This window comes from Candidatus Thiosymbion oneisti, assembly GCF_004359955.1.
Taxonomy (GTDB): Bacteria; Pseudomonadota; Gammaproteobacteria; order Chromatiales; family Chromatiaceae; genus Thiosymbion; species Thiosymbion oneisti.
This window is the reverse complement of record NZ_SMSC01000040.1, coordinates 1-22,559: the sequence shown is the minus strand read 5'-3', so window position 1 is coordinate 22,559 and position 22,559 is coordinate 1. Positions and strand designations below refer to the sequence as shown.

Here is a 22,559-nt window from a genome sequence, read left to right as displayed (position 1 = left end):
ATGTTGACCTTTTCCGAGCTGCACGCACAGAATCACCAGATAACGGAGCTGTCCAACGTCTTCCTCTATCTCGTCAAGGATCGCGCTATGTGCGACACTACCTGCGCCCGTGATGTGTTCTTCGAATATAAAAGGCGCGTCAAGGAACACATCGAGCTGGTAGACCAGAAGCTGTGCGGCAAGCTCATCGCCTACTCGGATCTAGAGATCAAGAATACGGCCGATCGCTTCCTCTCAGGATCGGTGGAGATCCGGAAGATCTTCTCCCGCTACGTCAAGGACTGGTGCTCAGAGAAGCACAAGGTGCTGACTATCCGTGACCACGATAAGTTCGTCAGGGAAACAAAGGAGATGTTCGCCCTGGTAATGGACCGGATTCAGCGCGAGACCGAACACCTCTATCCGCTTATCCGCAAGCTCGAAGACGGAGAAAAGCTGGCGGCCTGAATGCTTCGCGTCCGGTTAACTCAGTCAACAGTCCCCCCAGCAGAGGTGTTCGAGCGCCCCGAGTGCCTTTCCACCCTTAGATAAGGACTTACACTATAAAACTGTCTATGCCGCGCATGCGGTCGGGCGCACAGGCCGTGCGGGAGGTAATGTGGGCATAGGTTGCGTTAAGACACCGGCACGGACATCGAAGGAGATCGACACGCCGTTAGGCGTCGAACGCAAGACGTCAAGCTTGTCCCGACGCAGGAGGGATCTTCTCCCCCAAACAGCGCCAGATAATTCAGGTCAGTCCTTAAAGTCGTCGTGACACCCCTTGCAGGTCTTGGCGGTCTTGCCGAACTGCTCCTTCATGGCTGCCTCGTCGCCATCTGCGGCTACCTTGCTCAGTTTGGCGGACTGGATCTTCAGTGCCTCATACTTCTTTTGGAACTTGCTCCAATCGAGCCAGATGGTGTCGCTGGCGTCGCTCTCGTCGTTGATGGAATCCTCCGGGAAGCCGGCGAGTAGATCAAGCCGGGCGGCAACAGCCAGATCCTTGGCATAACGGGCAAAGGCGGCAGGATCGAACGCCGTCTTGCCCTTGACCATGTTGCCCATAGGGGCGACGTTATGGGCATAGACATTCATCAGGCCCTGCCGGTAGTCAACGGCCTTCTCCACGTCATCGGCCTGGGCACAAGTGGAGCAAAGGGCGAGCGTCAGGCACAAAAGACCGTTGCGGTGTGTGTACATAGTCGTTTCTCCCATGGTTTGGCGGACGAGGGTAAGGAAAAAATGAGGGAAACCGCCGCGATTGATTTCAAGCCAATCCGATTCACGGCGACCCTGCTTGCATCCAGACCCTGAGCCGGCTATTTTTTCTCTGGTTTCCAAGATTCCTGGTTTCCAAAATTCTGGGAGCTGATTATGGCAGCCATCATTGAGCGCGTCGACAGCCTTGAACAGACCGTGCAGGATTTCGTCCGGAGTGTCGGCGCCGAATTCCGCAAGCTCTACAACTCGCAACGACAAACGGAAGCGGAGCTGCGCCTATTCAAGGATGAGATGCGTGTATTCAAAGATGAAATGAGTGACTTCAAGGACGAGATGCGTGTATTCAAGGATGAAATGAGTGATTTCAAGGACGAGATGCGTGTATTCAAGGATGAGATGGGTGTATTCAAGGATGAAATGAGCGACTTCAAGGACGAAATGAGTGATTTCAAGGATGAAATGCGTGACTTTAAGGACGAAGCGCGCCGGGAGCAGCGGGAGATGAACAAAAAGTGGGGGGAGCTCTCCAACAAGCTGGGCACCCTGGTCGAAGACCTGGTCGCCCCGAGTCTACCCCGTATCATCGAGGAGCGCCTGAACGAGCCCGCCTATGACCTCATGGTGCGGCTCAAGCGCCGGTTGCCCGACGGGCGGGTGAAAGAATTCGACGCCCTGGTGGTAACCCCCGATTGCGTCTGCCTCAACAGTACCAAGGCGACCCTGCGCAGCGGCGACGTGGACGGCTTCATAGCCGACATCGCCGAGTTCCGAACCTTCTTTCCCGAGCACGACGCCCTGCCCTTGGTGGGAATCCTCGCCAGTCTCAGCGTAGAAAAGAACGTGCTCGCCTACGCGGAGAAACAAGGCTTTCTGGTGCTGGCGGTCGGCGATGAGCTCATGGAGGTCAAGAACCGGCCCGGTTTCGAGCCGAAGCGTTGGTGACCCTAGTACCCCGTTTCACCTTATTTCTCCCTCTCAGAGCCCCCCCACGCGCCAAGGCAAGGCAGAATTTCACGCTGGTTGTGGGAAAAGATCCCTCCTGCATCGGGACAAGTCTGGCGTGTTGGGTTACGGCGCGTTTGGCCCTGTCGCCGTACTTCGGGATCGGACAGCGCGCCTACCCCAACCTACACTTAAGGCGAGGTCCGTGCGGGCAGGCCGCGCGGGGGATCATTGACCTGGCAGACGATCAGCGAGCCTTCGGGCGTCGAACGCAACCCGTCAAACCCTGTCCCGACGCAGGAGGGATCTTTTCCCTCCCGACAACGCCAAATAATTCAGGATTGCTCCTCCTCAGTCATTTTCTTTCCACAGGGAATCCGGCTGCCGGTGCCGTCCGGCTCCCGGGCGAGGGCCGCCTTGAGCGTGTCGCGCAGGATACGGAGTACCCTGATGCGGGCGTAGGGTTTGTCGTCGCCCTCGACCAGGGTCCAGGCGGCATAGTCGGTGCTGGTACGTACGACCATCTCGTTGACCGCGGCCTTGTATTGGGGCCATTTCTCCCGGTTGCGCCAGTCCTCATCCGTGATCTTGAAACGCTTGTAGGGCACCTGTTCGCGGTCCTTGAAGCGGCGTAGCTGTTCTTCCCGGCTCACCTGGAGCCAGAATTTGAGCAGAATGGTCCCGCTCTGGACCAGTTGTTCCTCGAACTGGTTGATCTCGGCGTAGGCGCGGCGCCATTCGGCAGCGGTGGCGAATCCTTCGACGCGCTCCACCAGGACCCGGCCGTACCAGGAGCGGTCGTAGATGGTGATGTAGCCGGCGCGGGGGATGTGGCGCCAAAAACGCCACAGATAATGATGGGCCTTCTCCTCGTCGGTGGGGGCCGCGATGGGGATGGCACGATAGAGGCGGGCGTCGATGGCATTGGTGAAGCGGCGGATGGTACCCCCCTTGCCGCCGGCGTCGGCCCCCTCGAAGACCAGCACCAACGAGCGCCTCTTGTTGTAGGCCTCCCATGCCAGCTCATTGAGCTGTGTCTGCAACGCACGCAGCTCCGACTTGTAGGTCTGCCGGTCGAGGGACTTGGACAGGTCGAGCTGATCGAGCAGGGTGATCCGGGCACTGGATACATCCGGCAGCTCGAGGTGGCTGGGGGTAGGGGGCGGCTCCACGGCAGGCGGTTGGCTGAGGCGGACCTTGATGGCGTGCAACAGGGTCTTGCCGACGGTCAGATCCCGGTAGCGTCGATCCTGGGCCTCGATCAGGTACCAGGGCGAGATGCCACGGTCGGTATGCCGGACGACGCGCTCGGCGATGCGCTCGTATTTTTGATAGTGCTGATGGAATTTGCCCTTCTTCGGCAGCATCTTCCAGCGGCTGCGGTCGTCGCGGGAGAGCTCCTCGAGGCGGGCCTTTTGGTCTTGTTCGGAGAGGTGGAACCAGAACTTGACGACCAGGGCGCCGTCGTTGATGAGCATGCGCTCGAAGTCCACGATGCGATTGAGCTCGGCGTCCAATTCGGCATCGTTGCACAGCCCCTGGAAACGCTGTTCGAGCGGGGTCTGGTACCAGCCGCCGAACAGGATGGCCAATTGCCCACGCGGGGGAAGGGCATTCCAGAAACGCCAGTAGCGCGGCCGTTGGCGTTCCCCGTCGGTCTCGGCCCAGAAGGCGAAGGTGCGCACGCCGCGGGCATCCAGCCATTCGTTGAGGCGGTTGACGACCTCTCCCTTACCGGCCCCCTCCACCCCCGAGACGAGGACGATCACCGGGATATCGGTCTGCAAGAGCTCGCGCTGTACCTCCAGGAGCTGGGTGTGCAATGCCTCCTGCTGGGTCTTGAAGGACGCCTTGTCGACCGTGCGTCCGACCTTGGTTGCCTCAAACATGCGTTTGACCCCTTAGCAATCCTGAATTATTCGGCGTTGTTTGGGGAAAAGATCCCTCCTGCGTCGGGACAGGGTTTGACGTGCTGCGTTCGACGCCCAAAGGCTCGCTGATCGTCTGCCGGGTCAGTGCCGGCGTCTTAACGCAACCTACACTCCATGCCCTCCCCGCGCTGCCGGTCCGCGCGGACCCCGCATTAAATGTAGGTTGGGTTAGGCGCGCTGCTCGATCTTGAAGAATACAAACAGCGTTGAACGCGCCGTAACCCAACACGTCAGACCCCACAACCAACACCCCATAACCCAGGACCGCACCCGGACAGGCACGGCACCGAACGCGGCGTAATGCAACACGACGCCTAGGATCCGTCGCAAAGCGGTGGCTGCGATTCAGCCCGCGTTCGCCGCGGTCTCCTGGCGCGCCGCCGCTTTTTCCAGCAGGGTCTTGAGCTCTCCGCCGGCGTGCAGCTCGAGCGTGATGTCACAGCCGCCGATCAATTCACCGTCCACATAGATCTGGGGAAAGGTAGGCCAATCGGCGTAACGGGGTAGGTTCTCGAAGATCTCCGGATCCTGGAGGACGTTTACATGGGTAAAGGGAACACCGCACTCCGAGAGCGCCTTGGCCGCCCGCATGGAAAAGCCACACATGGGGAACTGGGGGGTCCCCTTCATGAAGATGATGACGGGGTTGTTCTTGACCTCTTGGTCGATGCGTTCCAGGGCGTCCATGGTTCACCTCTGTGTGAAATACTCGATTGCTTGCCTTGTCTAAGGCCCCTTGAAACATGCAAGGTAGCCGTGCGGGGTAAGGATGCCCCACCGTTCTCATGCGCGCAAGCAACATCGCTTGGACGGCATCGACATCCCCCGCTCGTGCCGCGAACGGTCGCCGACTAGCTGGGGATCTCGGGCACCTGTCTGCGTGCGGGACGCACAGGCAGGCGGGCCATCCAGAGATGCGGTTTACATTCCTTATTTAATCCGCAGATGACGCCGATTTCCACAGATGAAGAATGAAATAATCTGCGAGAATCTGTGTAATCTGCGGATTAAAAAGATGCCTTTTCTCCATGCTCAATCCGGCGCTCAATCCGGCGCTCAATCCGGCCTGGATTGCTCCGCAGCCCGTAGGATGTGGTGAGCGCCTGCCTACCGCCCCAGGGACGGGGCAGGCAGGCAGCGAACCGCATCTTACGCGGATTGTCGAAGATCGGCGTTTGGTGTACCTTTGATGACATCCGCTCCCGTTGGTGAGTTGGGAATTCTCATCAAGAATCAATAGCTTAAGTTACATGACTGCTCACAGAAGACTAAATGTCAGGTCCCGTGTGATTAATCCCCTTCTCCCAACCCGATGGAGCCCCCAATGATCAAACTGACCGTCAACGGGCAAGCGCATCAGCTGGATCTGGATCCGAACACGCCCCTGTTGTGGGTGATTCGCGACCATGTCGGGCTGACCGGTACCAAATATGGATGCGGCATGGCGCAGTGCGGCGCCTGTACCCTGTATCTGAATGGTGCCCCTGTCCGTTCCTGCTCCACACCGCTGGCGGTGGCAGCCGGGGGCAGGATCACGACCATCGAGGGTCTCGACAGCGCCGCGGCCAAGGCGGTCCGAAAAGCGTGGGCCGATCTCGACGTTGTCCAGTGCGGCTTCTGCCAGTCCGGACAGGTCATGTCGGCGGCCGCCCTCTTGACGCAGAACCCGTCACCGACCGACGCGGACATCGAGGTGGCCATGGCGGGCAATATCTGCCGCTGTGCGACCTACGCCCGGATCCGGACCGCCATCAAGCAGGCGGCGACCGATCTGGCTTGAGGAGCTTACGGTAATGAAGAACGATCGTATCGAAAATCTGAGCCGGCGCGGCTTTCTGAAGCAGGGTCTGACCCTGGGCGCCGGCCTGACCCTGGGGTTGCACCTACCTGTGGTTGCGCGGGGCTTGCCGGCCGGGCCGGGCATCGCCGGTGGCGACGAGCGCGCCGCCGGTGACTTTGCGCCCAACGCCTTCGTGCGCATCGGCACCGACGACAGCGTCACTGTCATCGTCAAGCACCTGGAGATGGGGCAGGGCACCTACACGGGGCTACCCACGCTGGTAGCCGAGGAGCTGGATGCCCGTTGGGATCAGATCCGCGCCGAGGGGGCACCGGCCGATGCCGGGCGCTATAACAATCTGTTTTGGGGCCAGACCCAGGGCACCGGCGGCAGCACGGCCATCGCCAACTCTTGGGAGCAGCTGCGCCAGGCGGGGGCCGTTGCCCGGGAGATGCTGGTCGAGGCCGCGGCCCGCCGCTGGCAGGTCGAGGCCTCCCGGATCCAAGTCCGCGCCGGGGTTCTGAGCCACCCCGGCGGCAAGCGTGCGACCTTTGGCGAGCTGGCCGAGGCCGCCGCGGCCCTGCCGGTGCCGGAGGAGGTCCTGTTGAAGGATCCCACCGAATTCCGGCTGATCGGCAATCCGAATCTCCGCCGCAAGGACAGCGCCGGCAAGCTCGACGGCAGCGCCTTATTCACCCAGGACGTGAAGCTTCCCGGCATGCTGACAGCGGTGGTGGCACATGCCCCTCGCTTCGGCGCCAAGCTCAAGTCGTTCGATAAGTCTCCTGCCCAGGCCGTATCAGGCGTCAAACAGGTGGTGCGGATCCCCACGGGTGTTGCGGTCCTGGCCGAGGATTTCTGGAGCGCCAAGCTCGGGCGCGATGCCTTGGCGCCATCCGTCCGGTGGGACGAGACGGAGGCCTTCAAGCTCGGCTCCGATGAGATCCTGGCCCGGTATCGGACGCTCGCCGTCAAGCCCGGAACCCTTGCCCGCGCAGAGGGCGACCCGGAGCAGGCGTCGGCTGCCGCAGATAAGATGATCGAGGCGGAGTTTGTCGTACCCTTTTTGGCCCATGCGGCAATGGAGCCCCTCAACTGCGTCATCGCGCCAGCGGGCGAGGGGGTGCGGGTATTGAACGGCGAGCAGTTCCAAACCGCCGACCAGGCCGCCGTCGCCGGCGTGTTGGGCCTAAAACCCGAACAGGTGAGTATCGACATGCTGTTCGCGGGCGGCTCCTTCGGGCGCCGGGCGAATCCCAAGTCCGACTACGTGGTCGAGGCCGCGGAGATCTTCAAGGCGGCCGGCGGCAAGCTACCGGTCAAGCTGCAATGGACGCGGGAGGACGACACCCGCGGCGGCTGGTATCGTCCCCTGTATCTGCACCGGCTGCGGGCCGGTCTGGACCAGCAGGGCGATCCTCTGTTTTGGACGCATCGTATCGTCGGCCAGTCCATTATCTCGGGCACTGATTTCGAGCAGGCGCTGACCCTGGATGGGGTGGATCAGACCTCGGTGGAAGGGGCCAGCAACCTGCCCTATCGAATCCCCCATCTGCGCGTCGACCTGCATTCCCCGAAGCTGGGGATCCCGGTCCTGTGGTGGCGCTCCGTGGGCTCCACCCATACCGCGTTCGCCGTCGAGTGCATGATCGACGCGCTGGCGGTGGCCGCCGGGCGGGATCCGGTGGACTACCGGCTGGGACTGCTCGCAGGCCAGCCTCGCCAACAAGGGGTACTCAAGCTTGCCGCCGCCAAGGCGGGTTGGGGTGAACATCCGGGGCCGGGCCGGGGCCGCGGCGTCGCGGTGCACAAATCCTTCAACAGCTATGTGGCCCAGGTTGTGGACGTGACGGTACGCGGCGACGCCTTCAGTGTCGACCGGGTGGTCATCGCCGTCGATTGCGGTATCGCCGTCAACCCGGATGTCATCAAGGCCCAGATGGAGGGCGGGATGGGCTTCGGGCTGTCCGCCGCGCTGGGCGATGCCCTGACCCTGAAGGAGGGCTATGTCGAGCAGTCCAATTTCCACGACTACCAGGTGTTGCGCAGCAACCGGATGCCGCAGGTGGAGGTCCACATCATGCCATCCACCGAGTCGCCGACGGGGGTGGGTGAGCCTGCCACGCCCGTCATTGCCCCGGCCCTGACCAATGCCTTGGCGGCGGCTACCGGCCGGCGCCTGTACCGCCTGCCGCTGAAGCTCGGCTGATGGTCCGGGCGATCTCGGAACAGGTGGCGGAACCCATGTCAGAACCGGCGGCGGACCCCCAGGTCTTGTCCGCCGCCTGCAGCTGGCTGGAAGCCGGACAGCGGGTGGCCTTGGTCACGGTACTCCACACCTGGGGCTCATCGCCACGGCCGCCCGGCTCGCTGTTGGCTATCCGTGCGGACGGCGCCATGGTCGGTTCGGTCTCCGGCGGCTGCGTCGAGCAGGCGCTTGCCGATCGCTATCGCAGTGGTGAGCTGGGCACGCCCATCCCGACTCTGGTGGATTTCGGTGTCGCCAGCCGAGAGGCGAACCGCCTCGGTCTGCCCTGCGGCGGGCGTCTGGAGCTGATGGTCGAGGCGCTCGACGCGCCGGAGCCGATCACAGCCCTGCTGTCCCGACTCGAGGGCGGCACCCTGGTTGCCCGCCGGGTCTGTCTCAGCACCGGTGAGGCTAGCCTCCACGCCGGCGAGGGCCGCCGCGAGCTCGAGGTCACGGACCGCTTCGTGACCAAGGTATTCGGCCCCGGTTGGCACCTGTTGCTGATCGGTGACGGCCAGCTGGCCCGTCTCCTGGCCCAAATGGCCGGTCTGCTCGACTACCGGGTCACCATCTGTGACCCGCGAGAAGGCTTCGCCGATCCCATGCCCCTGGCCAATATCGCCTACTCGGATCTGATGCCCGACGATGCGGCCCGGGAGCTGGCGGATGACCCCCGCAGCGCCGTCATCACCCTATCCCATGATCCTAAGCAGGACGACCTGGCACTGAGCGAGGCGCTCGGGACCAGGGCCTTCTATGTCGGTGCCTTGGGTTCCGAACGCAGCGCCGAGGCCAGGCGCGAGCGTCTCATCCAGATCGGCCTGACACCGGCGCAGATCGCGCGCCTCGATGCCCCCGCCGGGCTCGCCATCGGCAGCAAGCGCCCGGCCGAGATCGCGCTCTCCATCCTGGCCGGCGTCACCGCCGCCCGCAACGGCTTGGCCGCCGGCTAGTGCGGGTGAACTCAAATACCGATAACATAGAGAAATCCGCAATATCAGTAGAAACAAAACACGAAGTTATCCACAGATTACGCAGATTTTCACAGATTATTTCGTTTTTGGTAGTGGCTAATGTATAAGTGATAACATGACCAACGGTACTGGCTACTATGTCCCCTCTCCCGCCGGGAGAGGGGGTGGGGAGAGGGGATCAAAAAGATGAATCGCTCTACTTTTTCACTTATAAATTTACCACTACCCGTTTTTCATCTGCGAGAATCTGCGTAATCTGCGGATACAGTATAAACATGCAAAATCAGGTGAAATTTGGTGCTAGTGGTCCACGTGACCGAGCTCGTCGGCGTCCTGCTCGCCGCGGGCAGCGCCCGGCGCTTCGGTGCTCACAAGCTCCTGGCCGAGCTACCTAACGGCGAGCCCGTGGGTCTGCGCGCGGCGCGCAACCTGGTCCAAGTACTGCCCGATTCCCTGGCCGTGATCCGGCCGGGCGACAAAGAACTGGCCGAGCGACTGGCCGCTACCGGGATTGAATTGATCGAAAACCCTGACGCCGCGACCGGCATCGCCGGCAGCATTCGGGTCGGTGTCTCGGCCAGATCCGATGCCGGTGGCTGGCTGATCGCCTTGGCGGATATGCCCTGGATCAGGCCGGTTACGATTCGCTCCATCGCCGATGCGCTGCGCGCCGGTGCCGCCATGGCAGCACCCACCTGCGGCGGTCGGCGCGGGCACCCGGTGGGATTCTCCGCCCGCCGGCAGTCGCAACTGATGTCCCTGTCCGGCGATCGGGGTGCACGCCGGCTGCTGGAAGCTGCCGGCCCCGATTTGTGCTTGGTGGAGACGTCCGATACCGGCATCCTCCGGGACATCGATACGCCGTCCGATCTGGTAGCGTTCGATTAAGCAATCCTGAATGATTTGGCGCGAAATCCTAATAGGACAGGATTGACAGGATTACCCAGGATTTACAAGATTCTGGCATTTTAGATACAAATATCCTGCGTGGAAGGTGGAAACCCGCGCCGCGGAGAGAATCAGACCTGTGTCCCTATCAACCGATGCGGTTCGCGCCATCCGGCAGTGCCATCCTGAAGGGATCTCCCACGCTCACCGCATCCTACGTCCATCTACGCCCTTTGCCCGGTCAACCCGACTCGCTTCCAGCCACGTCCAGTCCCCAATCAGCGCCGAATCATTTCGGCTTTTAACCGGCAGTCCGGAATCCATAAAGAGCCTATCCTGTTAATCCTGTACGATTGGGAAAAAGTCAGATCCTCCGCAGTTAGCCCTGTCGGATCTGGTTCTTGATGACGTGACACCAACAAGTTGAAGCCTTTAAGGACGGGCGAAATCCGGCTCCGGGAGCAAATGCAATGAGCACCGAATCTCTGCTGCGTGTCTCCAGCATCCAGGTGGAAGGTCTATTCGACCTGTACGACCACCAGGTCGACCTGAAACCGGATGACCGGGTCACCATCCTCCATGGCCCGAATGGGGTCGGCAAGACCATGCTGTTGCGGATGGTCAACGATCTGCTGATCGGAAGATACAACCTGTTTCTGCAGATACCCTTTCGGCGCTTCACATTGATATTTACCGACGGTTCCGAGATCGAGCTGACAGTCGATCCTCATCCAAGCCAGGCGAACTCCAGGCCATTCAAGATGCTGGTGCTGAGCTTGCGGGAGGACGGTAAGCAGAAGGAAACCCTTGAGATTCCCAGCGGCGAAGACATCCTGTCGCGGGCGGAGGCGGTAGCACGAGAATTCCCCTGGATAAGCCGTGTTGGGGAGAACCAATGGTTCGACGAGAGAGGTGATTATCTGATGACTTCCGAGGAGGTTGTCGAGCTTTACACGGACGGAACACCCCCAAGAGGATCAAAGCATCTTCGTGTACGCTCGGAGCCTGAGTGGCTGAAAGGACTGCGTGGCAGTGTCACTGCCCATCTGATCGAGGCACAAAGGTTACTGCGCTTGAGTATATCTCGTTCGAGCGGCTATCCAGCCAGACCCCGCAACGTCCATCGGGTGTTGGAATACGCGAGCGATCTGCGTGCCCGGATCAACGACACCATGGCCCGCTATGGTCAGCAATCCCAGCGCTTGGATCAATCCTTCCCGAAACGCCTGTTGACCCATAAGCTGACAACCTTGAGTGCGGACGACCTCAAGACACGCATGGAGAAGCTGGATACTAAGCGAGCGGAGCTGAAAGAAATCGGCCTCCTCGATGAGCCGGAGGGTCATCCGTTCGATACAGCGGCCTTGGATCATCTCGATCAGGTGTCGCAGAAAGCGATGGGCCTCTACGTCCAGGATACGTCCGAAAAGCTGGAGGTACTGACCGATCTTGCCCGCCGTACCCGCCTGTTGCTGGACAACGTCAACCACAAGTTTCTGCACAAGCGGATCCGGATCGACCGCGAGGCCGGTTTGGTCGCCGAGCGCGACGATGGAGCCCCACTCGAATTAGAAGCCCTATCCTCCGGTGAGCAACACGAGCTGGTTCTGCACTATGACCTCTTGTTCCGGGTCCGGCCCAACACCCTGGTACTGATCGACGAGCCGGAGCTGTCCCTGCACCTTGCCTGGCAGAAGCGTTTCCTGCCGGATCTGCTGGAGATCGTCGACACAGCCCGGTTCGACGTGCTGATTGCGACCCACTCGCCCTACATCGTCGGCGACCGCTCGGATCTGATGATCGGATTGGGCGAGGATCCGGTATGAAACCGGCGAGTTGGACTAAGGATGCGGCCCATATCGAGAACGAAATCATCATGGGCCGCCACACGCATCGCGGAAGCTTTCTGCTCCTGGAAGGGGAAGACGATCACCGATTCTGGCATCCTCGGGTTGCTCCACAACAATGCGAGCTGGTCATCGGTGACGGCAAGCCGAATGTCGAGAGTGCGATCACGCGGCTCGATACCCGCAATTTCTCGGGGGCCCTGGGGATCGTCGACGACGATTTCGACCGCCTCCAGGGTCGGGCCTTACCGTCGCCGAATCTGCTCGCCACCGATGCCCACGACCTAATCCTCGCTATCTCGAACCACGGATCGACACGGATTGGTCTCCATCCGTGTCGATCCGTGTTCATCCGTGGTTCTCTTTCCGGTTGTTATCTGCACTAACCAATGGTTTTCACAGGCTGGATGGCCGCAACATCCCAGCGGTCTGCACCGCGGACCCGACACATAATCAGCTGGTCAGCGTAGGGTCCGCTGCGCGGACCTTCGGAATGTCAACACCCCCTAGTCCACACACTGGAGCATGTGAGCCAAGCGTGTGAGCATGCAGATACTATGAACTTGCAACAGCGGTCGAAACTAGGTACTAGCACCTGAGCTCAAGGTTTCGGTCATTCTGCGGCGGTATCCGCACCGCAGCTGTTCGTCGGGCTGCACCAAGCGAAGCGTGCCCATCGATCCATCTGTTGGGCACGGCGCGACTGGGGTCGTCGGCTTGATCGCCGGCTCGGCAGTGCGCGCTTTTACCCAACCTACCCAACTAGTGTCGGTCTTTCCTGATTCGCCGATTTCCACAAATTATTTCATCTGTGGAAATCTGCGCAATCTAAAGATGTTGTTGCAAGGGCCTCATTGAGGCGACTGGCTCGCTTTTCCCATGCTCAATCCGACCTGGGCGATTCCGCGGCCGAAATAAGCGGCCGCGCCATGATGACGGCATCTTCACGATCTGCCGCCAGCGGATAGTATCCGCGGCGTCCTCCCACCTTGCAAAAACCCTCTTGGGAGTAAAGGCTAAGGGCCGCACGATTGGAGGCACGCACCTCCAGGAAGGCGGTATCGGCGTTGCGGGAACGGCCGCTGGCGAGCAAACGCCGCAGAATCCTGCGCCCAAGCCCTTGCCGCCGCGCCTGGGGATGAACGCACATATTCAGGATGTGGCACTCACCGGCAGCCACCGACATGACCCCGTAGCCGACGATCTCCCCGGACGCCATCAACACCCAACAACAATAGCCGACCCGCAGGCAATCGCGGAAGATGCCCTCGGTCCAAGGATGGGGATAGGCCGCGGTCTCCACGCCCATGACCGCCGGGATGTCCTCGCCGCGCATGGGACGCATGGCGAAATCCAGGGGCTGCGGACATTGATCTGAGCGCGGGCGATCGGGAGGCATTTTCCGTGCTGATCAGGTGCGACGAGGAGGAAGAGGCGTGAGCCGATCTTGACGCGCTGCAATTTAAGTCACACGGAGACAGACCGCAAAGGACTTACATGTTAGCGTTGTTCTGGGCATCCGGGCCTGGTGGGGACTCTGACGGAACCGTAGGAGACAGCCCCCCGCAGTGGCTTACACCTCTCGGTGGCTTACACCGCTCGTTTAGCTCATAATGAGAGCTTGATATTCTTGACTATCGGTCCTGCTGTGATGTGCCATTTGCGTCTTACCGCCTGCTTGTTCGTACTTCCAGCCCTGCTCCTCGGTGCCTGCACTTCGGTTTCCCGACTTCACGAAGCGCCGGGCATGGAGGATACTTCGGCCAGCAGTAACTATCCTACCCTTGCCCCCCTGGCGCGCCAGGTCATACCGGCAGTGGTCAGCATCTCGGTGGAGTCCCGGGTTCCCCGTGAGGAACACCCCTTCCTCCGCAATCCGAGATTCTACCGTTTTTTGAAGGCGTTCGGCCTGCCGCTCCCCAAGCACGTGAGCACTGGCCGTCACCATCGGAGCGTGGGTTCCGGGTTTGTCATCGATGCGGGTCGCGGTTATGTGCTCACCAACCGCCATGTCATCGAAAACGCGCGTGCCATCACGGTTACCTTCAAGGATGGGCGTAACTACCGCGCACGGCTGGTGGGCAGCGACATCCAGGCGGACATCGCGGTATTGCGCATCTCGCAGGTACCCTCCGGGCTCGAGGCCCTCCGATTTGGCGACTCGAACGATCTGGAGGTGGGAGATTTCGTGCTCGCCGTCGGCAATCCCTTCGGCATCGGTCAGACGGTTACGTCCGGAATCGTGAGCGCCATGGGGCGCCATGGGGTCGGCGGCAACGACAGCAGCGGTCTCATCCAGACCGATGCCTCCATCAACCCTGGCAACTCGGGCGGACCGCTGGTGGATTTGGGGGGGCAAGTCGTAGGCATCAGCACGTCCCTGCTCGGTCCCGGCGGAGGCAATGTGGGCATCGGCTTCGCAACTCCAGCCAACCGGGTACGGGTCGCCATGGATAAGATACTGTAAGACCGCTGAAAAATAGCTTCCCGGCCCTGCGTTCCCTATCCTGGCCTACCGCGAGTAGCCGCAGTGGACCGAGGTTCTGATCTTGCCCATCATCTGCAACAGGGCTAACCTTGTCGAGAAATACAACCATCCGCATGGTCTTTTCACTTGCATCTCCAAACAACATTCCAGCACAGGGGACCGCTATGCAGCTCAAGGTTCTAGCCTTCGTTCTCGCCGGGGGCGAGGGTACGCGACTTTACCCATTGACCCGGGAACGCGCCAAACCGGCGGTCCCGTTCGGCGGCAAGTACCGAATCGTCGATTTCGTGCTCAGTAACCTGGTCAATTCCGGGATCCTCTCCATTTATGTGCTGATCCAGTTCCGCAGTCAGTCTCTGCTGCAGCACCTGAGCGACGGCTGGCAGTTCGGGGGCATCCTGAAGAGCGAGTTTCTGGTTCCGGTGCCGGCCCAGATGCGCACCGAGGGTAAGGAGTGGTATCGAGGAACCGCCGATGCCATTCATCAGAACATCAACCTTATCGAGCAATCGAGACCCGATATCGTCGTCGTATTCGGCGCGGATCACATCTATCGCATGAACATCCGCGCGATGATCGAGTATCACGAGCAGAAACGCGCCCATGTTACGGTTGCGGCGTTGCCTACGGATAAAAAGTTCGCCAAAGACTTCGGCGTGATCGAGGTGACCAACAGCGGGCGCATCATCGGTTTTCATGAGAAGCAGGCCGATGCCCCGACCATGCCCGGGGATCCGGATCGAGTCTACGCCTCCATGGGAAACTACGTCTTCAGCACCGAGATGTTGCTAAAGATAATCGAGGAGGACCAGCACGATCCCGACAGCTCACATGACTTCGGCAAGGATATCCTGCCCAAGGCCATCGGTCGGGCCGAGCTGTTCGCTTATAACTTCAACACCAATCCGATACCGGGAGAGGACCCCGACAAGGCCCCCTACTGGCGGGACGTGGGTACCCTCGACGCCTTTTATGAGGCCAACATGGATATCCGCGCCATCTCCCCGGAGCTCAACCTATTCAATCGGCAGTGGCCGCTGCGCACCGCCAGCTATCCCGATCCGCCGGCCAAGTTCGCATTCGACGAGGAAGATCGTCGGGGACAGGCCATCGATTCGGTCATTTCCGGCGGCTGTATCATCTCGGGGGGGCAGATAAGAGATTCCGTGCTGGGTCGGAACGTCTATGTGCATGCCAGAGCCGAGATCGACGCCTGTGTCATATTCGATAATTGCGACATCGGCCGCAATGCCAAGCTGCGCCACTGCATTCTGCAAAAAAACGTGCGCATTCCCGAGGACTCGATTATCGGCTTCGATCTTGAGGAAGACAAAAAACGCTACCATGTGACCGAAAGCGGCATCGTCGTTATCGACGGCAAACGTACCCCGATGCAGCTGTCGACAATCATAGTCTAGTAAGCGCCTGTCTGACTTACGACTGTTCTAATGCGGAACCGAGGAGGCCGGTCGGATTTCCCGCTCGATCTCGTCAAATCGATCCACTGTGCGCCTCATCGAGCGGAAAATCTTACCTCTTACTCCCCGATCTTTCGCTACGAACACAAGCCGGACAGGCCTTAAATCCTGGCCACCATCTTGAGGAGGGTTCAATGACAACCGGGAAAACGACCAACGTCGAAGAACTGACGAAACTGGCAATTGATTTTGTGACGACGAAAAAGGGCCTGTGGGATCATGCGGCCTGGATGGATTTCATGTCCCGCCTGCAGGCGAAGGGGTTCGATCTCTCCGGGGATATGCAGGCGAATCTGGGCAATCTGCTGGAAGCGATGAAGCGGTTTTATACGGCGGCGGCTGCAACCGAAAGCGTAGAGAAGGCCGTGAAGACCGTCGTCAGCGACAGTGTAACCTTCGTGAAACGCCATCAGGGAGTATGGGGCCATTCCGAGTGGGAAGATTTCGTGAAGACGGTGGAACGAAATACGCTCAGCCTGTCCGAGGGGACAATGGCCTATCTGGGTGGAATCCTGGAATCGATCAAGATCTTCTACGCATTATCCCCGGTAGGAAGGGTTCAAAAACGCCTGTCGGCCGCCCCTGCCGAGACGCCACCCGCCCCCGCACCCACAGTGGCCGCCGCAAAAAAGACGGAAACGAAACCCGCAGCCGCCAAACCGCCGGAGAGAGCAAAGGTAACACCAAAGGTGCCGCCCAAGCGAGACGATCTGACGGCAATCGATGGTATCGGACCGACCTTGGTAAAGAAGCTGAACGCAGCGGGTATCTCCAGCTATGCGCAGCTTGCGGCCCTTTCGGATGACGACATCGAACGCCTGGAAAAGGACATCATCCGCTTTCCGGGACGCATTAAGCGCGACGACTGGGTGGGTCAGGCGAAAGCGCTCTCCCAGGGTCGGTAACCGCGTCACCCATATCCCTTCCGATAACAATCAATCATGCGGGGCGAGCAACCCAGATAAATCTTACGGAAACCATAGTCTTGGCGGGATCTGTCTGCCTGTCGCAATCTGTGAAAATCTGCGTAATCTGCGTAATCTGCGGATAGAAAGGACGCGGTTATCAAGCGTTCCCGATGTCCACGGGGAGGAAGATGAGCGGCAGCAGACGACGACCATTTCTCTGCCGACGCGAGCGAGTCCGCGGCTGCCTGGAAGCGACCGGATCCTTTCTCCCATACTCAATCGGACCTAGGCTGTCCCGCGGCCGGCGGCCGGCCCCGGCGATGCGGTTCGTTTCACTCTGTCATAACATCCTTCTCCGGTCCCGGAGAAGCCAACGCTATGAATGCCATCCCCGAAGAATTCATCACTAAGACCGCCCAGCTCTCGGACCAGGTTGCCAAGCCCTTTCCCGCCTCGTGCAAGATCTACGGGGAGGGCTCGCGCCCCGACCTCCGCGTGCCCATGCGCGAGGTGACCCTGAGCCCTACCCGCACCAGTCAGGGGAGCGAGGAAAACCCGCCGATTTACATCTACGATACCTCCGGCCCCTACACAGACCCCGACGTCCGCATCGACCTGTCTGTCGGCCTGCCCGAGGTACGCACCGCCTGGATCGAGGAACGGGGAGATACCGAACCCCTGGCAGGTCCCAGCTCCGAGTTCGGCCGCCGGCGTCGGGAAGATCCCAGCCTCACCCACCTGGGCTTCGAGCCTATCCGCGCCCCGCGCCGGGCCAAGGCGGGCGCCAACGTCTCCCAGCTGCACTATGCGCGACGGGGCGTGATTACCCCGGAGATGGAGTACGTCGCCATCCGCGAAAATATGCAGCTCGACCGGTTGCGGTCCGATCCGCGCTACGCGAAGCTCCTGCGCCAACACCGCGGTCAACCCTGGGGTGCCGACCTGCCCCAGCGGATCACCCCCGAATTCGTCCGTTCGGAAGTGGCCGCCGGCCGCGCCATCATCCCCGCAAACATCAACCACCCGGAGCTGGAGCCCATGATCATCGGGCGCAATTTCCGGGTGAAGATCAACACCAACATCGGCAACTCGGCCATAACCTCGTCCATCGCCGAAGAGGTGGAAAAGATGGTCTGGTCCGCCCGTTGGGGCGGTGACACCCTCATGGACCTGTCCACCGGCCGGAACATCCACGAGACCCGGGAGTGGATCCTGCGCAACGCCCCGGTACCCATCGGCACCGTGCCCCTCTATCAGGCCCTGGAGAAGGTCGACGGCAGGCCCGAAGCGCTGACCTGGGAACTGTTTCGCGACACCCTCATCGAGCAGGCAGAGCAGGGCGTGGATTACTTCACCATCCACGCCGGCGTGCTGCTGCGCCACGTGCCCCTGACCGCGGAGCGGGTCACCGGCATCGTCTCCCGCGGCGGCTCCATCATGGCCAAGTGGTGCCTCGCCCACCACCAGGAGAGCTTTCTCTATACCCATTTCGAAGACATCTGCGAGATCATGCAAACCTATGACGTCGCCTTCAGTCTCGGCGACGGCCTACGCCCCGGCTCCATCGCGGATGCCAACGACCGGGCCCAGTTCGCGGAGTTGGAGACCCTCGGCGAGCTGACCAAGATCGCCTGGGGGCACGAGGTACAGGTCATGATCGAAGGCCCAGGTCACATCCCCCTGCACATGATCAAAGAGAACATGGACAAGGAGCTCGAGGACTGCTTCGAGGCCCCCTTCTATACTCTCGGCCCCCTCGTTACCGATATCGCCCCCGCCTACGACCACATCACCTCCGGCATCGGGGCGGCCAACATCGGCTGGTACGGCACCGCCATGCTGTGCTACGTCACCCCTAAAGAACACCTGGGCCTACCCGACCGGGAGGATGTGCGCGACGGCATCATCACCTATAAGATCGCCGCCCACAGCGCCGACCTGGCCAAGGGCCTCCCCGGTGCCCAGATACGGGACAACGCCCTCTCGAAGGCACGCTTCGAGTTCCGTTGGGAGGACCAGTTCAACCTGTCCCTCGACCCGGAACGTGCCCGCGAGTACCACGACCGGACCATGCCCCACCAGGCGCACAAGGTCGCCCACTTTTGCTCCATGTGCGGTCCTCACTTCTGCTCCATGAAGATCACCCAAGAGGTGCGCGACTTTGCCGCATCCCACCGGATCGAGGACGTAAAGACCGCCGTAGAGGAGGGAATGAAAGCGAAATCCGCCGAGTTCCTGGAAGCAGGTGGAGAGATCTATCGGGAGATTTGAAAGCTAGAGGGTGTTCTCGATTAACTATCTGATCCTGGCTATCTCGAACCACGGATGAACACGGATTGGTCTCCATCCGTGTCGATCCGTGTTCATCCGTGGTTTTCTCTCGTTCCCACGCGCCACGTGGGAACGCGGAAGCTCCGCGCCGCGGAGTGTCTCGGAGGCGCTACCCTATTGTCGAACCGCAAGCCCGCGTAGGGCGGGAAAGCACAGCGCAACCCGCCAAAAGCCTTCCGGCGGGTTGCGACCGTCCCTGGTCTTACCCGCCCTACGAGCTATATGCAAAATATTCAGCTCAAGCGGTCCGCACAGCGGACCCTACCCTAACCGCTTGACTGACTGTAGGGTCCGCTGTGCGGACCTTCTAAATGTCAACACGCCCTAGAAAACGACTGGTAAAGCCTTCAGCCCGTGCCCGAGAAAACTGTCCTCCCATTCCACGGCATCCGTCGCCAGGGATAATCCAGGTAGGCGGCGTACCAGTGTGCCCACCACAAGCTTAGCCACCAGTTGGGACAAGTTCTTGCCGATACAGGTATGGATGCCGTAACCGAAGGAAAGGTGGGGATTGGGCCGGCGTCTGATATCGAATTTGTCGGGCTCAGGAAATCGGGCCGGATCTCTATTCGCCGCCCCGATGAGGCAAACCACTCTTTCGTCTCGACGAATTTTTGTATCTGCCAACTCGACATCGCAAAGTGCCGTGCGCGAGACCCCTTGGACAGGGCTGTCATAGCGCAGAACCTCGGAAATAGCCGTTTCGATTAACGAGGGGTCTGCCACGAGGAGCCGCAGCTGCGCCGGATGTCTGAGCAGGGTCAGCACACCGATGCCGATCAGATTTACGGTCGAGGAATGCCCGACGGTAAACATCATGATGCAATTTGCCAACAGTTCTTCCTCGCTCAACTGCCCCGCTTCCTCAATCAACATGCCGATCAGGTTGTCCGCCGGCTCGGAACCGGCGCGGCATTCGGCGATCCGGTTGCGGAAGAATTCGGCCAGGCCCGCAATCGCCAGCATACCTCGCTCATGCGTGATTGGCGCGATGTCCAGATCCGCCACCAGGGACATGTTTTCCGTCCACTGTTTGAAATTGCGATGCCAATTCTGTCGTGGAATTCCCAGAATTTCACGACAGTTCAAATCGAGCATGAGCGGGTAAGCGAGATCGCCTATGACATCCAGCTTTCCCCGCTCCACGGCTTGATCGATATAGCTGTCAACCTGCGCTTGAATAGACGCCTGCAATGCATTGATTCGGGATTGGGTGAAGGCCCTAAGTAACAGGCGGCGGATCCTGGTGTGATCGGGTGGGTTTGTCAGCACCAACCATAACCCCATCAGGTTGTTGCTTTCACGCCGTATCGATAAGAGACGGTTGACTGGTCTATCGTTTGTGCCGGTTACCGAGGGTATCCGTCTCGACTCCGAGCGACCGAAATCGGAGCTTTTCAGAACTTCTACAACATCCGCGTAGCGCGTCAGTATCCAATCCTCTTGTTCGGCCCGATAGTATATCGGCCGGTGAGTCCGAAGATACCGATAGATGGGATAAGGGTCGGCGCGAAATTCCGGTGAGCGCGGATTAAATCGCGCCGCTAATGTATCATTCATTTTTTCTCGGCGACGATATCGATGAGAGGGAACGAATGACACCAGGCGACTGGTGATTTCAGCGCCTCATTGACCAGACCGCGCAGATAACTCAGCTGACCCGGAGGCTCGCGGTCCCCGTAGACACGATCCAGATTCCGTTTCCACAAGGCAATCGTCCGCAGCGATTCGAAGCGCCGGTTGCGCATAACTTTTATTTCCCAGCCCGCTTTCTCCACATCGCAAATCAGCTCGGACACCGTGCACAGCATGATGGAGCCACCATAGGTCGTTCGTTCTCCCCTATACTCGTCAGCGGCGCAGCTCTCCGATAAGATCAAACGAGGCGCATTGGCACGCAGTCGGCGCAGATGTTCGAATTTGTTACGGACATGGGAAATCATTTCGAGACTGAAGATCAGATCATATTCGCCGGGAATTGCCTCCGTATCTCGGTCGAGGTCATGCCGGAGCACTTTCAGGTCCAGATGCCGGCAATAATCTGCTTGTGCCGTGCTGCATGTGACCCCGGTTACCCTGCAATCGCGCTCCGCGATCAACATCTTACCGGGACCTCCCCAGCCACAACCCACATCTAAAATGCGCGAGCCCGGAACAATATAAGGATAAAAATTCTTAACCGTTTGTCTTAGGCCGGTTTCCAAATCCTCGGAACCGCGGAAATAGCCGAAATGGTAATGTAATGCGTCGCCAATAATCCGTTTCCATTCATCGATCGATACCAGGGAATAAAATCCATCCAGATCGAACGGTTCCTCGGGGCCGACGGTCATTGTTCACTTTTTACAGTCAACCACCGATGTTGGTACCAAAGATAGGCTTTGGCTTCAAGCGCCTGTTGCGGTTGCCACACAACTTTAATATGACTCAACTCACGATTAAAAATGGTAAAGTGGTCCTTCGGCTTCAAGAGAGAATCTGCAATCAGGTGACCGGGCCAAGGCGCTTTGGCATCCACAGGGCTGGTATGACCGGGCCAGTCCAATAATGCCGCTCGTTTTCGGGGTTCGCAGAGACCTTTCGCGACTAAATAATCCAGGAAAGCACCCCAGTGATATCCAGGTGGGTGTTGTCCCCGGACAATACATTCGAACCCGATTTTTGAATGGATTTCTCGGCCTATATCCAGACAAACCGTAATCAGATCGGAGAAGGCAAACAGTTGCGCCATCAATGCCTCTAATTCATTGGTCTCCCCCTGCCAACCAAGCCGTTGCAGGTAGGAAATCAGCGAGTCGGGTTGTAAACGTTTGACGTTGACTCGCAAACTCCGCGAGTTCCTGGATAACATAACGCCGATGTTGCCGATAAAGGCATCATCGGGACAATGCACAAAACAAGGATACAGGTTGTCTTTGTACACCTGCCAATCTGAACCAAGCAAGCGAGCCAGAGACGGCACCGCAATCTTACCGTAGGTCTCCGCGAATGGAGAGATTTTCTGCGGTAAACCAATGAAAACGGAGGGTATAGGGTGGGGGCGCGAATCCTTATTATCATACTCCATCCAGATTTCCGGTATACCGCCATGCAGCGGGGATGAAGGCTCGGACCATTCAGTGAGAAAATCGTGCCAATGCACCCCTTCCGATTGGGCGTCCCTGTTGTCGGTGGAAGCGATTGTCGAGATTCTATTGTGCAACAGAGCCAACTCGCCGTCGGTCGGATGTAGGCATTGATGAAGGTCCACTTGCGGCCTGTCGGGGCCAAGCCGACATTCAAAACCACCCTGGAGGACAGGCGTTAGCCGAGTCGCCAAGGCCCTTAGACCTGAGATTTGATCCTTGTTAATGAGCGCTTGACCAAGACAGGGTAATAGGAGGTCAAGCTGTTCTTTCAGGTTTGGACTAGGGCGTGTTGACATTTAAAAGGAGTGGTAGTGGCCAATATGTGAGTGGAATCTTAGCCAACAGATGGTAATAACTCGGTATTATAGCGATGCAGGAAGAGTTTCAAACAAATCTCATGCATATGAATGCAT

At 59.6% G+C, this 22,559-nt stretch carries 19 protein-coding genes; 12 read left to right on the top strand and 7 right to left on the bottom strand.

Annotated elements, in window-relative coordinates; all coding sequences use genetic code 11:
- On the top strand, nucleotides 1-447 hold the full coding sequence (locus E1958_RS17925) for a hypothetical protein (RefSeq protein ID WP_089727854.1): 447 nt from the start codon (nucleotides 1-3) through the stop codon (nucleotides 445-447).
- Between the two features lie 288 nt (nucleotides 448-735).
- Here the strand turns inward: E1958_RS17925 and E1958_RS17920 are convergent, their stop codons facing one another.
- On the bottom strand, nucleotides 736-1,182 hold the full coding sequence (locus E1958_RS17920) for a c-type cytochrome (protein ID WP_165742214.1): 447 nt from the start codon (nucleotides 1,180-1,182) through the stop codon (nucleotides 736-738).
- A gap of 174 nt (nucleotides 1,183-1,356) precedes the next feature.
- Here E1958_RS17920 and E1958_RS17915 point away from each other — a divergent pair, with 174 nt between their 5' ends.
- The gene (locus E1958_RS17915; protein ID WP_133513076.1) at nucleotides 1,357-2,145 is read left to right on the top strand and encodes a coiled-coil domain-containing protein; all 789 of its coding nucleotides are present in this window, start codon (nucleotides 1,357-1,359) and stop codon (nucleotides 2,143-2,145) included.
- Between the two features lie 335 nt (nucleotides 2,146-2,480).
- Here E1958_RS17915 and pap read toward each other — a convergent pair whose 3' ends face one another.
- Both pap and grxD read right to left on the bottom strand, forming a co-directional pair.
- Nucleotides 2,481-4,034 carry a polyphosphate:AMP phosphotransferase gene (pap, locus tag E1958_RS17910; protein ID WP_133513075.1) on the bottom strand — a complete coding sequence of 518 codons (1,554 nt, stop codon included), beginning with the start codon at nucleotides 4,032-4,034 and terminating at the stop codon, nucleotides 2,481-2,483.
- 387 nt (nucleotides 4,035-4,421) lie between these two features.
- Complete coding sequence (gene grxD, locus E1958_RS17905; RefSeq protein ID WP_133513074.1) at nucleotides 4,422-4,763, bottom strand: Grx4 family monothiol glutaredoxin; 342 nt, start codon at nucleotides 4,761-4,763, stop codon at nucleotides 4,422-4,424.
- Between the two features lie 637 nt (nucleotides 4,764-5,400).
- Here grxD and E1958_RS17900 point away from each other — a divergent pair.
- From E1958_RS17900 to E1958_RS17875, 6 genes are all read left to right on the top strand, one after another.
- Nucleotides 5,401-5,856 (top strand): (2Fe-2S)-binding protein, encoded by a 456-nt coding sequence (locus tag E1958_RS17900; RefSeq protein WP_133513073.1) that lies wholly within the window; start codon nucleotides 5,401-5,403, stop codon nucleotides 5,854-5,856.
- Nucleotides 5,857-5,869: 13 nt separating this feature from the next.
- Entirely contained in the window at nucleotides 5,870-8,065 is a 2,196-nt protein-coding gene (locus E1958_RS17895) for a xanthine dehydrogenase family protein molybdopterin-binding subunit (protein ID WP_133513072.1), read from the top strand.
- 35 nt (nucleotides 8,066-8,100) lie between these two features.
- A complete protein-coding gene (locus tag E1958_RS17890) occupies nucleotides 8,101-9,057 on the top strand; it encodes an XdhC family protein (protein ID WP_165742216.1) in 957 nt (318 codons plus the stop codon).
- A 318-nt stretch (nucleotides 9,058-9,375) separates the two neighbouring features.
- Nucleotides 9,376-9,966 (top strand): nucleotidyltransferase family protein, encoded by a 591-nt coding sequence (locus E1958_RS17885; RefSeq protein ID WP_243725300.1) that lies wholly within the window; start codon nucleotides 9,376-9,378, stop codon nucleotides 9,964-9,966.
- A 470-nt stretch (nucleotides 9,967-10,436) separates the two neighbouring features.
- On the top strand, nucleotides 10,437-11,792 hold the full coding sequence (locus E1958_RS17880) for an AAA family ATPase (protein ID WP_133513070.1): 1,356 nt from the start codon (nucleotides 10,437-10,439) through the stop codon (nucleotides 11,790-11,792).
- Nucleotides 11,789-12,199: a DUF4435 domain-containing protein gene (locus E1958_RS17875; RefSeq protein WP_133513069.1), complete on the top strand. Its 411-nt coding sequence runs from the start codon at nucleotides 11,789-11,791 to the stop codon at nucleotides 12,197-12,199. Before E1958_RS17880 ends, E1958_RS17875 begins: the two co-directional genes overlap by 4 nt.
- Before the next feature lie 497 nt (nucleotides 12,200-12,696).
- On the opposite strand, the gene rimI is transcribed toward E1958_RS17875, so the two are convergent.
- Nucleotides 12,697-13,158 (bottom strand): ribosomal protein S18-alanine N-acetyltransferase, encoded by a 462-nt coding sequence (gene rimI, locus E1958_RS17870; protein WP_243448524.1) that lies wholly within the window; start codon nucleotides 13,156-13,158, stop codon nucleotides 12,697-12,699.
- A 402-nt stretch (nucleotides 13,159-13,560) separates the two neighbouring features.
- Here rimI and E1958_RS17865 point away from each other — a divergent pair, with 402 nt between their 5' ends.
- The 4 genes from E1958_RS17865 (at nucleotide 13,561) to thiC (ending at nucleotide 18,958) form a co-directional block, all read left to right on the top strand.
- The gene (locus E1958_RS17865) at nucleotides 13,561-14,280 is read left to right on the top strand and encodes a trypsin-like peptidase domain-containing protein (RefSeq protein WP_243448525.1); all 720 of its coding nucleotides are present in this window, start codon (nucleotides 13,561-13,563) and stop codon (nucleotides 14,278-14,280) included.
- Nucleotides 14,281-14,465: 185 nt separating this feature from the next.
- On the top strand, nucleotides 14,466-15,719 hold the full coding sequence (gene glgC / locus E1958_RS17860) for a glucose-1-phosphate adenylyltransferase (protein ID WP_133513067.1): 1,254 nt from the start codon (nucleotides 14,466-14,468) through the stop codon (nucleotides 15,717-15,719).
- Nucleotides 15,720-15,913: 194 nt separating this feature from the next.
- Nucleotides 15,914-16,684, top strand: a complete 771-nt coding sequence (locus E1958_RS17855; RefSeq protein ID WP_133513066.1) for a helix-hairpin-helix domain-containing protein — start codon at nucleotides 15,914-15,916, stop codon at nucleotides 16,682-16,684.
- 381 nt (nucleotides 16,685-17,065) lie between these two features.
- Nucleotides 17,066-18,958, top strand: coding sequence for a phosphomethylpyrimidine synthase ThiC (gene thiC / locus E1958_RS17850; protein ID WP_133513065.1), 1,893 nt, complete (start codon nucleotides 17,066-17,068; stop codon nucleotides 18,956-18,958).
- Between the two features lie 384 nt (nucleotides 18,959-19,342).
- Here the strand turns inward: thiC and E1958_RS17845 are convergent, their stop codons facing one another.
- From E1958_RS17845 to E1958_RS17835, 3 genes are read right to left on the bottom strand one after another with little or no spacing between them, the layout of a single operon-like run.
- Entirely contained in the window at nucleotides 19,343-20,578 is a 1,236-nt protein-coding gene (locus tag E1958_RS17845) for a cytochrome P450 (protein ID WP_133513064.1), read from the bottom strand.
- Entirely contained in the window at nucleotides 20,575-21,351 is a 777-nt protein-coding gene (locus tag E1958_RS17840; RefSeq protein WP_133513063.1) for an SAM-dependent methyltransferase, read from the bottom strand. The genes E1958_RS17845 and E1958_RS17840 overlap by 4 nt, the downstream gene beginning before the upstream one ends.
- Complete coding sequence (locus tag E1958_RS17835; protein WP_207787921.1) at nucleotides 21,348-22,085, bottom strand: hypothetical protein; 738 nt, start codon at nucleotides 22,083-22,085, stop codon at nucleotides 21,348-21,350. The genes E1958_RS17840 and E1958_RS17835 overlap by 4 nt, the downstream gene beginning before the upstream one ends.
- Between the last annotated feature and the right edge of the window lie 474 nt (nucleotides 22,086-22,559).

Bases quoted from the DNA above. Each gene is read 5' to 3' on its own strand.
- E1958_RS17925 (WP_089727854.1), top strand. From the start codon at position 1: ATGTTGACCTTTTCCGAGCTGCACGCACAGAATCACCAGATAACGGAG.
- E1958_RS17920 (WP_165742214.1), bottom strand. From the start codon at position 1,182: ATGTACACACACCGCAACGGTCTTTTGTGCCTGACGCTCGCCCTTTGC.
- E1958_RS17915 (WP_133513076.1), top strand. From the start codon at position 1,357: ATGGCAGCCATCATTGAGCGCGTCGACAGCCTTGAACAGACCGTGCAG.
- pap (WP_133513075.1), bottom strand. From the start codon at position 4,034: ATGTTTGAGGCAACCAAGGTCGGACGCACGGTCGACAAGGCGTCCTTC.
- grxD (WP_133513074.1), bottom strand. From the start codon at position 4,763: ATGGACGCCCTGGAACGCATCGACCAAGAGGTCAAGAACAACCCCGTC.
- E1958_RS17900 (WP_133513073.1), top strand. From the start codon at position 5,401: ATGATCAAACTGACCGTCAACGGGCAAGCGCATCAGCTGGATCTGGAT.
- E1958_RS17895 (WP_133513072.1), top strand. From the start codon at position 5,870: ATGAAGAACGATCGTATCGAAAATCTGAGCCGGCGCGGCTTTCTGAAG.
- E1958_RS17890 (WP_165742216.1), top strand. From the start codon at position 8,101: ATGTCAGAACCGGCGGCGGACCCCCAGGTCTTGTCCGCCGCCTGCAGC.
- E1958_RS17880 (WP_133513070.1), top strand. From the start codon at position 10,437: ATGAGCACCGAATCTCTGCTGCGTGTCTCCAGCATCCAGGTGGAAGGT.
- E1958_RS17875 (WP_133513069.1), top strand. From the start codon at position 11,789: ATGAAACCGGCGAGTTGGACTAAGGATGCGGCCCATATCGAGAACGAA.
- rimI (WP_243448524.1), bottom strand. From the start codon at position 13,158: ATGCGTCCCATGCGCGGCGAGGACATCCCGGCGGTCATGGGCGTGGAG.
- E1958_RS17865 (WP_243448525.1), top strand. From the start codon at position 13,561: ATGGAGGATACTTCGGCCAGCAGTAACTATCCTACCCTTGCCCCCCTG.
- glgC (WP_133513067.1), top strand. From the start codon at position 14,466: ATGCAGCTCAAGGTTCTAGCCTTCGTTCTCGCCGGGGGCGAGGGTACG.
- E1958_RS17855 (WP_133513066.1), top strand. From the start codon at position 15,914: ATGACAACCGGGAAAACGACCAACGTCGAAGAACTGACGAAACTGGCA.
- thiC (WP_133513065.1), top strand. From the start codon at position 17,066: ATGAATGCCATCCCCGAAGAATTCATCACTAAGACCGCCCAGCTCTCG.
- E1958_RS17845 (WP_133513064.1), bottom strand. From the start codon at position 20,578: ATGAATGATACATTAGCGGCGCGATTTAATCCGCGCTCACCGGAATTT.
- E1958_RS17840 (WP_133513063.1), bottom strand. From the start codon at position 21,351: ATGACCGTCGGCCCCGAGGAACCGTTCGATCTGGATGGATTTTATTCC.
- E1958_RS17835 (WP_207787921.1), bottom strand. From the start codon at position 22,085: ATGGAGTATGATAATAAGGATTCGCGCCCCCACCCTATACCCTCCGTT.